This window comes from Pseudomonas sp. 05N433, assembly GCF_056396925.1.
In genome coordinates, this window is sequence record NZ_JBFTML010000072.1 from 46,281 (window position 1) to 55,433 (window position 9,153).

Annotated in this window: 9 protein-coding genes; 5 read left to right on the plus strand and 4 right to left on the minus strand. The window is 54.6% G+C overall.

Annotated features, from left to right (window positions below; genetic code table 11):
- Positions 1–139: 139 nt before the first annotated feature.
- On the minus strand, positions 140–1,255 hold the full coding sequence (locus tag AC1DIS_RS27140; protein WP_477742967.1) for a Gfo/Idh/MocA family protein: 1,116 nt from the start codon (positions 1,253–1,255) through the stop codon (positions 140–142).
- Between the two features lie 542 nt (positions 1,256–1,797).
- Between AC1DIS_RS27140 and AC1DIS_RS27145 the strand changes: the two genes are divergently transcribed.
- The 4 genes from AC1DIS_RS27145 to tnpC all read left to right on the plus strand — a co-directional run bounded on the left by AC1DIS_RS27145 (position 1,798) and on the right by tnpC (position 5,013).
- Positions 1,798–2,442, plus strand: a complete 645-nt coding sequence (locus tag AC1DIS_RS27145; RefSeq protein ID WP_477742968.1) for a DUF2268 domain-containing putative Zn-dependent protease — start codon at positions 1,798–1,800, stop codon at positions 2,440–2,442.
- Between the two features lie 309 nt (positions 2,443–2,751).
- Positions 2,752–3,084: an IS66-like element accessory protein TnpA gene (tnpA, locus tag AC1DIS_RS27150; protein WP_086944210.1), complete on the plus strand. Its 333-nt coding sequence runs from the start codon at positions 2,752–2,754 to the stop codon at positions 3,082–3,084.
- Complete coding sequence (tnpB, locus tag AC1DIS_RS27155) at positions 3,081–3,416, plus strand: IS66 family insertion sequence element accessory protein TnpB (protein ID WP_140393644.1); 336 nt, start codon at positions 3,081–3,083, stop codon at positions 3,414–3,416. The genes tnpA and tnpB overlap by 4 nt, the downstream gene beginning before the upstream one ends.
- Positions 3,417–3,477: 61 nt before the next feature.
- Positions 3,478–5,013, plus strand: coding sequence for an IS66 family transposase (tnpC, locus tag AC1DIS_RS27160; RefSeq protein ID WP_086946247.1), 1,536 nt, complete (start codon positions 3,478–3,480; stop codon positions 5,011–5,013).
- A 195-nt stretch (positions 5,014–5,208) separates the two neighbouring features.
- Here the strand turns inward: tnpC and AC1DIS_RS27165 are convergent, their stop codons facing one another.
- The 3 genes from AC1DIS_RS27165 to choX all read right to left on the minus strand — a co-directional run bounded on the left by AC1DIS_RS27165 (position 5,209) and on the right by choX (position 7,974).
- Positions 5,209–5,793 carry an HD domain-containing protein gene (locus tag AC1DIS_RS27165; RefSeq protein WP_086946248.1) on the minus strand — a complete coding sequence of 195 codons (585 nt, stop codon included), beginning with the start codon at positions 5,791–5,793 and terminating at the stop codon, positions 5,209–5,211.
- A 1-nt stretch (position 5,794) separates the two neighbouring features.
- Positions 5,795–6,922, minus strand: coding sequence for a TauD/TfdA family dioxygenase (locus AC1DIS_RS27170; RefSeq protein WP_245846328.1), 1,128 nt, complete (start codon positions 6,920–6,922; stop codon positions 5,795–5,797).
- 107 nt (positions 6,923–7,029) lie between these two features.
- Positions 7,030–7,974, minus strand: coding sequence for a choline ABC transporter substrate-binding protein (choX, locus tag AC1DIS_RS27175; protein ID WP_086946432.1), 945 nt, complete (start codon positions 7,972–7,974; stop codon positions 7,030–7,032).
- Between the two features lie 178 nt (positions 7,975–8,152).
- Here choX and AC1DIS_RS27180 point away from each other — a divergent pair, with 178 nt between their 5' ends.
- Positions 8,153–9,073, plus strand: coding sequence for a LysR family transcriptional regulator (locus AC1DIS_RS27180; RefSeq protein ID WP_086946431.1), 921 nt, complete (start codon positions 8,153–8,155; stop codon positions 9,071–9,073).
- Positions 9,074–9,153 lie beyond the last annotated feature (80 nt).

A 9,153-nucleotide genomic window follows, 5' to 3' on the forward strand; every position in this document is an offset into this window, starting at 1 on the left:
ACCGATGTACAGGGTGATATGAGGGCTGAAGGGCAGGTGACCCGAACCACGACCCTGACCCGTTGCGTCACTCAGTAAACCGGGTCCGGTGTACCGCCAGTAGCACGTGCAACTGGCGGTGTATGACCTGTGCGTCGGTTCAGACTTCCTCGATCCTGACCCACCGCGACTCCCGTGCCGCCAGACGAATCGCCGTCGCCAGGCGTTCGACTTCCCACGCCTGCTCGAAATCGGTCCCGTCCTGGCCGAGACCGGCCAGCGCCATCACCAACTCATGCACTTCAAGGGTCTTGAGTTCGTTGTAACCCAACTGGTGCCCCGGCGCCGGGCTGAAGGCGGCGTAACCCGGCAAATCCGGCCCCGCCAGCAGCCGTTGGAAACCGTTTTGCCCGGCACGATACAGCCGCAGTTCATTCAAGCGTTCCTGATCGAACGCCAGGGTGCCTTGGGTGCCGCAGATTTCAAAACACAGGTGATTCTTGTAACCGTGTTTGAGCCAGCTGCTGCTGAAAGTCCCTCGCGCGCCATTGGCGAACCGCAGCAACGCGTGGACCTGATCGTCGACCGCGACCTCGCGTCGTTCCTGGCCACCCGCCGTCACGGGGCGTTGCGCATGTACGGTCTGGGTATCCGCGCACACCGCCTCGACATCGCCCAGCAGATGACGGGCCATGGCCAGTAAATGACTGCCCAGGTCCGCCAGGGCGCCGCCGGCGTAATTGGCGTCGCAGCGCCAGGACCAGGGTGAAACGGGATCGGCCATGAAGTCTTCGCTGAACTCGCCCTGGAAACTGATGATCTGCCCCAGCGCGCCGTTTTGAATCAAATCCCGAGCCAGGCCGATGATCGGGTTGTGCTGATAGTTGTAACCCACCCGCGTCACCACGCCTGCGGCTTTGGCTGCAAGGCGCATGGTACTGGCCTGCTCGAGGCTCACCGCCAGCGGCTTTTCGCAGTACACCGGTTTACCGGCGGCGATGGCAGCCATGGCCATGGGGTAGTGCAGATGATTGGGGGTGGTGATGGCGATCAGGTTGACCTTGGGGTCATCGATCAACTGTTGCCAGTCGTTGTGAGCAGCATCGAAGCCCCAGGCATCGGCGCAGTGGCGGGCGCGCTGCGGGTCGGCGTCGGCAAGGGCGGCGAGGTTGAGCTTCAGCGGCAATTCAAAAACAGCGCTGACATTGCGAAAGGCCAGGGCGTGGGCGCGGCCCATGAAACCTGTGCCGATGAGTCCGATACCGAGTTCGCGCATAGCCGGGGTCCTTTGGATTTTTATTTTCAGGAGGGCTATTTATGGAATAAAAATTCGTAACATGCAATAAAGTGGAATAAATATTCTTTTTCTTGGTGAGGTCAGGAAGCGCTGAGAATGGCTACACCGCCTTGCGTCATTGCCTACAACAACGCCGGAATCTGCTGGCTTGTGCGTCGGCTAATTCGAAGGATCTCGAAAAAACGGCCTATGTTTTTGTTGATGGTGATCGTCACGAAGCAATGGTTGTACGTGATTCTGCAGGATTCCAGCACGGCGGCATTGTTTGGCTAACGAATGGTAAATTTGCAAGCCGCGTCACCGACTATCTGTGTTGAAATCCAGCACCCACATGGCCGCGTCAAAGTGAACTGGCCAACTGAAAATGCTGCTGTCTGCGCAACCTTTCTCCGAGACCTGCTGAGATGATTCGCATCGACTCCATCTGGCTCGCCACGGAGCCGATGGATATGCGCGCGGGTACCGGGCCATAGTTGGCAACCTATCTCGTTACGCAAGGCTTTATGCAAGGAGGCATAATAATGACATCCATAAATTTCCATTTCATCGACGCGCGCGGCGCGCTTATCGATCACCGTGATTGGCTTCACACCCGCCTGTTAGAAACCTACGCAAAAGCAACTGCGTTGATGCCGTTGCGCCCACTTGATGTGATAGTGAAAGCTGGCACTCATGTCATTCCAGAAAAGGGGCATCTAGGATATGCGTCGGAACCAGGTCTTATTTTTTTGACCGTAGATCCTGCAAGTGACATTTTCAGAGCAAACCAAGACGCGTCGCTCGAACGAATGTTTGCACATGAACTTCACCATGCCGCCCGATGGGATGGGCCAGGTTATGGATCATCATTAGGTGAAGCGCTTGTTTCGGAGGGGCTGGCGGGCGCTTTTGCACAGGAAATCTGTGGTGGTTTACCTGAACCATGGGAGCGCCTCGATGTGTCTGACATTCGACGCCATATCGGAATGGCGGAAAGCTACTGGAGTCGCAAGGATTATGGTCACGACGCGTGGTTCTTTGGTGCATCTGACCTTCCAAGATGGTTAGGCTATTCCCTTGGATTTCAGCTCGTAAAACGATTCCTGTTGGAGCATGAGGGCAGTACATCTTCTAGTCTAGTGGAGATAGAGGCACAAGCGTTTCGTGGAGTGCTCGCAGTTATCTAAAACGTTCGGGCTTAGGTCATCAAGATGGCCCCGCCAGTCATTGCTTGCCAAGGCAATGACACTACGCAAGACGGGATTGCCGGGCGCGTACGCCGTAATCGACCCTATGCGTGGAGAGCTGGCTGATAGCGTATGCCCGGACTTCAGCGCGATGAGTTTTTCGCACCAGACTCAGCAGTTTCACGCCCGGATTTCGTCGGTGGGGAGTAACCGTCCGGCCAAGTCACCTACCGAACTTGAGCATTAAGGGCGATGGTGTCCGCGTATTTTAGGTGGACACCATTTCTAGCCTTTTAAGCGGGTCTTTCCATGCAGCCACAACGCCGATCCTATTCCAAATCATTCAAGGCCCAGGTAGTCCAAGAGTGCGCTCAGCCCGGCGCCTCGATTGCCCACGTCGCGCAACACCACAGCCTTAACGCGAACCTCGTCCATAAATGGATTCGGGTACAAACGAACGAAGTCACGGAGCTGCAACCTGCTTTCATTCCGCTACCTTTGCAGTTCGCCGGAGGGCATTCCCAGGCTGCGTCATCGAGCATCTGCGTTGAAATCCAGCACGCGCGTGGCACCGTCAAAGTGAACTGGCCGACCGAAAGCGCAGCCGACTGTGCCTCCTTTCTGCGAGACCTGTTGCGGTGATTCGAATCGATGCGATCTGGCTCGCCACCGAACCGATGGACATGCGAGCCGGCACCGAAACGGCGTTAGCCCGGGTCATTGCCGTGTTCGGTGCGGCAAAGCCGCACTGCGCTTATCTGTTCGCCAATCGCCGCGCCAATCGGATGAAAGTTCTGGTGCATGACGGCGTGGGTATCTGGCTGGCGGCGCGACGATTGAATCAAGGCAGGTTTCACTGGCCCGGCATTCGGCACGGATCGGAGGTCGAACTCGATAACGAGCAACTTCAGGCTTTGGTACTGGGCTTGCCATGGCAACGGGTCGGTGCTGGCGGCTTGATCACAGTGTTATAACGCCTGCCATTAGCCCATCGGTTTATCGCTGCTGACTTCCGGCTCTGGCACAATCAGCGGCATGACTTCCTCGCCCAATCTCGATCAAATGACACCGGAACAGCTACGTGCCTTGGCTGAACAGGCCTTGCAGTTGCTGTCTCAGGTTGACTCGATGGGCCAGAAAATCCACCGTCTTGAAACGGTCAACGAGCAACTAGCTCTTGAGATCGCCATCCTCAAGCGACACAAGTTCGCCAAGCGCAGCGAACAGCTAAGCCCTGACCAAGGTAGCTTGCTCGACGATCTGCTCGACACTGATATCGCGGCCATCGAGGCCGAGCTGAAGGCGGTCAATCCGCCACCTGCACCGGGTGAGCTACGTCAGACCCCCAAGCGTGCGCCGCTGCCGCCGCAGTTCCCACGTACAGTGATCCGTCACGAGCCAGAAAACACTCAGTGCGTCTGCGGCTGCCAACTTCAGCGCATTGGCGAAGACGTCAGCGAGAAGCTCGATTACACCCCGGGCGTGTTCACCGTTGAGCAGCATGTGCGTGGAAAATGGACGTGCCGCAAGTGCGAAACACTGATCCAGGCGCCTGTACCGGCCCAAGTCATCGACAAGGGGATCCCGACCGCAGGCCTGCTGGCCCATGTGATGGTGGCGAAGTTCGCCGACCATTTGCCGCTGTACCGGCAGGAGAATATTTTTGGTCGGGCCGGGCTGGCGATTGCCCGCTCGACACTGGCGCAATGGGTCGGACAGACCGGTGTGCAACTTCAGCCTCTGGTCGATGCGCTACGTGAACAAGTGTTGGCCCAGGGCGTGATCCACGCCGATGAGACTCCGGTTCAGATGCTTGCGCCAAGCGAGAAGAAAACTCATCGCGCTTACGTCTGGGCCTACTGCACCACGCCGTTTTCGGCGCTCAAAGCTGTGGTTTATGACTTCAGTCCCAGTCGCGCAGGCGAGCATGCGCGCAACTTCCTTGGGCGGTGGAACGGCAAGCTTGTATGCGACGATTTCGCTGGCTACAAAGCCGGTTTCGAGAAAGGCATTACAGAAATTGGCTGCATGGCCCACGCCCGTCGCAAGTTTTTCGATCTGCACGTGGCGAACAAAAGCCAGCTGGCTGAACAAGCGCTGTACTCGATTGGCGGCTTGTACGAAGTTGAACGCCAAGCTCGGGACATGTGCGATGAGGATCGTTGGCGAATACGCCAGGAAAAGGCGGTACCGATCATCAAAACACTGCATGACTGGATGTTGGCCCAGCGCGACCTGGTGCCCAACGGATCAGCCACGGCCAAAGCCCTGGATTACAGCCTGAAACGCTGGGTGGCGCTCACGCGCTACCTAGACGACGGGGCTGTGCCCATTGACAACAACCAAGTCGAAAACCAGATCAGGCCGTGGGCACTTGGGCGCTCCAACTGGTTGTTTGCTGGGTCGCTGCGCAGCGGCAAACGAGCGGCGGCGATCATGAGTTTGATTCAGTCAGCGCGTATGAACGGGCATGATCCGTATATGTATTTGAAGGATGTGCTAACTCGTCTGCCGACGCAGCGGGCGAGTGGGGTTACTGAGTTGCTCCCGCACAAGTGGGTGTCCGTTTAACTACGCAAGGCGTGCTTGCCGTAGCTTGAATTTTCTCGACCGTTGGATGGAGTTAAAGCGACAGAGCCATCCAAGCTCGCTTTCGCTCTTGTCGGAAAGGGCAAAAAACTTATCCCGAAAGATTAACTAAATGCATAGTTCCCGAGCCCAAAGCTTAAGGTACTTTCGGACTCGGGATAGACGATATCCAGTCGGTCAGCCAAGAGGGTACTCAGCACCTATCACTTCGGGATCAAACGGCTTGCGAGAGAATATTTTCCTGACCATTGGTGCGAAGTGCTCCAGATCTGGGGTAGGGAACGCTGGGTCAAAAGAGGCCTGATCCCAACGCTCGCAAAAATCTGCGCATAGCTGGAAGCATGGATGGTCTCTGTAGCGATCTCTCTCGTTACGGTCCCCGCCAAAGTAATGGGCATAGTAGAAGTTCTGGAACAGTCCATGATGATGCAGCACCCAGGCAACCTCGCCACGTACATAAGGTCGTATAATCGATGCCGCGTACTGAGAGTGGTTATACGGCGCGAGATCGTCACCGATGTCATGGATCAAGGCGCCTACGATCATCTCCTCATCTGCACCGTCTGCCTCAGCGCGAGCAGCCGTTTGTAAGGAATGCTCAAGACGGTTGATTTTGTAACCGCTTAGCGTAGTGGCCAACCCTTGCAGTGCATTCAGAATTCGATCAGCCAACCCTTTGTTGAACTCACTCTCCAGATGCTCAAGGAAATGGTATTCCTCGGACGTTCCATCTTTCATGCGGATGAACTCGACCTGCTCCATATCACGCGGCCTCTTCGGTTTGTTTGGATCCTTTGATAATTTCGCTCAAACGCTCACGCGGCCCGTCTAAGTCTATGTAGCATCCTTGCAGATGCCTTGCCCCTTCGGAAGGGTTGAAGCTTGTGCGGCCATGAAGGACTCGGCTGTTGTCGAAAAACATCAGCTCTCCGGCGGCTAACCGGAACCTCACCTCATAGTCTGGATGATTGAACAATTCGGCCAAACGCTTACGTGCTTTATGGAATGCCCGTACTTCGTCGGCCCTCAGCAGCGGTAAGCTGTCCAGACGTGGACTGTAGTGCACGCCAAGGGTCTGCCCAGTTTCATCGGTCTTGATCATCGGACGCCGGGTGGTCAGCTCTACACCTTTATCTACGAACCGAAAGCGAACCGGAGTGTTTTTGAGGAGCATGTAGCCTGCAAGGTCTTCTTGCATAAGCGCATCCACCACCTTAACGCTATCCACCATCGTCGAGAGCCCACCGGAGGTTTCGTTGACCAAGCAGTGCAAGAGCTGAATGCCCGGCACTGGGTCTCGGTAGGGATTATCGGTATGTGGGCCCAAGGCCACGGTGCTATAAGCTAAGTCGTTCGCCTTCGGTTTTGAACGAACTTCGAAATAAGTGCCAAAATTGGTTTCCTTGATGTACCCAAATTTTCGACCTACTTCGAGTACCTGCTCAGGAGTATTTGGGACGTTCGCAAGGACGATGTAGCCATATTGCAGGTAGGCCATAAGCGCTGCTTCGAATGCTTTGCTATCGCCCAGCGCTCGCCAGTCATGACGAATCAACCGCTGATCTAAACTGCTATCCCAAGCAATGGGCGCTGGGCTGTGATCGGCGTCAACAATTTCAGCCAGCAGATAGTCTGTTGTGTAGTGGGCACTATGACCGTCGCTGAAAGCAATTCGAACCCGCCCTTGTGAAAGGGGCTCAACCTCTGTCAATTGAACGTCTGGATCGATGAGGTGGGAATCGAACAGGCGCTGCTGCGTATTAGCGTCTGTCGACTCTGGATCCTGGGTTTTTTCACGGAGCCATAACGCAGGAATCTCGTACTCATCCTTGCCGGTGGAAAATTTGAGCGCGGGAGGAGTCTGTTGAATTTTCAATTCGGTGACTTGCATTTTTTGCAGATCCTGAGAGTGGAGGTGAACCCATTCTTTAGAGAAGTGTGCGTAATGAAAACGCGGGAAATCAGCATCTCTGCCATGCATTTTTCTAATGGTTAACGTCAGATGCCAAAGTAGGCGCGGGAAGCGCTCATGGCATCTTTCCCATCAAACGTCGTAACGCCGCCGAGCCATTTTTCCAGCCATGCGGGATTCCTCTTGATCCATTCTTTCGCGAGCATGACGGGGTCTTTTTTGTCTAGGACACCTACCATGATTTCGCTTTCCATATCGGTGTCGAAGCGCATATTGCTGATCAGTTTCGCAGCATTGGGGCAACGCGCGGCGTAATCGGGCGCCGTAACGGTGTACACAGTGGCTGCACCATAATCGGGGCCAAATACCTCGTCTCCACCTGAAAGGTAGGTCATTTTGAATTCTAGGTTCATCGGATGAGGCGCCCAGCCCAAGAACACGATTGGCCTTTTGCGTGCTATGGCGCGCGAGACCTCCAACCGCATTGCGGCTTCGCTGGACTCGACCAAGGTGAAGTTACCCAAACCATAAAGATTCTTTTCGATCATCTTCTTCAGGGATGAATTACCACCGCTTCCAGGCTCAATGCCATAGATTTTCCCACCCAACTGATCTTTAAATTTTGCAAGATCTTGGAAAGAATGCAGGCCCTGATCCGCTAGATAAGTGGGCACCGCCAATGTGTACTTGGCGCCAGTCATGTTCGGGGGCTGTTGCTTGAGCAGCTTGCCTTCTTTGACCAATGGCATGACGGTGGGATCGAGAGAAGGCGACCAATAATCGAGAAACGCGTCCAGTTTGTCCGCTTGGATCGACCCGAGAGCAATAGGCACTGCGACCAGCGTTTTGCTTGGGGCGTAGCCTAAGGACTCAGCCAGGGCCATCGTCACTCCATTGTTGGCAGCATTGTCCGCCCAGCCGAGATCGGCCAATCGAATAGACTTGCACTGTTCGGAATCACCTGCTGCGAAGGTGCTTAAAGAGGTGAATGCCAATCCAGAAAAAGCTAAGTAAAACAAGGCCTTGCGCATGAGCTGTCTCCGCGTACCAGTTAGGTCAACTAGGGTCAGTAGGTCTTGGCAGAGAACAAATTTGTGTGTGAGGATGACCGAGCTTTTTTGTTTTAGATTTCGGTTCAAGGCCAAGACTACTCAGTCCCCTGCGGATGAGATACACGTTTAAACCTTATACGGGGCATGCATAAATCTTATGGAAGGCCAGAGAAAAACTTTCCCTGCTATGAAGGCGCTGGTGGCTTTTGAGGCCGCAGTCAGACTCGGGTCTATGACCGCAGCAGCCAGGGAAATAGGCACCACTCAGCCTGCTATCTCGCAGCAAATCAGAAGCCTTGAGGAGACGGTAGGAGGGGCCTTGCTCTATCGCTCGGGCAATCACTTGCGGCCAACGGCCAGTGGAAAGCGCTTCTACGAAGACCTATCGCCCCTGCTTTCCAACTTAGACTCTGCGTTGGAAAGAGTCCAAGCAAGCCTTTCTAATCATCTACCATTGATTACCATTTCTGCGAATTTTGGTTTTTCCCATCTTTGGTTATTACCTAGGCTGCATCTTCTCCAGCTCGAATTTCCTGGCTTACGATTTCAAATTCTTCCTATGGACTCGCACGACACATCCAATTTGCATGACGTAGATTTGGCCATCAGCTTCGATCAACGTGATCCAAAAATGGAAAGCGAAATCATGCTCGCGCCGGAGAAGGTCTTTCCAGTATGCAGCCCGGCTTTTGCGCAGCAGCACGGTTTATGGACTGACGTAACACAGAGCGACTTGAAGTCGCTGGCGTTGCTTCATATGGATGAACGCAATCCAAGGTGGTTGGATTGGGCGAGATGGTCTGCCCTTGCTGGGTTTGGTTCAATTGATGAAAAAACCAGTTTCACTTTTAACAATTATCCATTGCTTTTGAACGCTGCAATTCAGGGAAAAGGCCTCACGCTCGCTTGGGGTGCACTTGTGGATCAGGCGATCCAGGATGGCCTATTGGTGCGGTTAGGGCCTACAGTAATTCGTGATGACCACGGTTACCTACTGCGCACTCGGCATCGTAACAACTCACTGATCACCCCTGTAATTGAGTGGTTTAGGTCGTCTATGGCTCATGCGAACTCCTGATTTTTATGGGTTTCGTGCTTACAGATACCTAAACGCGCGCAGTGCTAGGCGTACGTAAGGTGCGTTAGCCGGACGCTTAC

What these genes read in the sequence shown, in the direction of transcription:
- AC1DIS_RS27140 (WP_477742967.1), bottom strand. Translation starts at nt 1,255, where the DNA reads ATGCGCGAACTCGGTATCGGACTCATCGGCACAGGTTTCATGGGCCGC.
- AC1DIS_RS27145 (WP_477742968.1), top strand. Translation starts at nt 1,798, where the DNA reads ATGACATCCATAAATTTCCATTTCATCGACGCGCGCGGCGCGCTTATC.
- tnpA (WP_086944210.1), top strand. Translation starts at nt 2,752, where the DNA reads ATGCAGCCACAACGCCGATCCTATTCCAAATCATTCAAGGCCCAGGTA.
- tnpC (WP_086946247.1), top strand. Translation starts at nt 3,478, where the DNA reads ATGACTTCCTCGCCCAATCTCGATCAAATGACACCGGAACAGCTACGT.
- AC1DIS_RS27165 (WP_086946248.1), bottom strand. Translation starts at nt 5,793, where the DNA reads ATGGAGCAGGTCGAGTTCATCCGCATGAAAGATGGAACGTCCGAGGAA.
- AC1DIS_RS27170 (WP_245846328.1), bottom strand. Translation starts at nt 6,922, where the DNA reads ATGCAAGTCACCGAATTGAAAATTCAACAGACTCCTCCCGCGCTCAAA.
- choX (WP_086946432.1), bottom strand. Translation starts at nt 7,974, where the DNA reads ATGCGCAAGGCCTTGTTTTACTTAGCTTTTTCTGGATTGGCATTCACC.
- AC1DIS_RS27180 (WP_086946431.1), top strand. Translation starts at nt 8,153, where the DNA reads ATGGAAGGCCAGAGAAAAACTTTCCCTGCTATGAAGGCGCTGGTGGCT.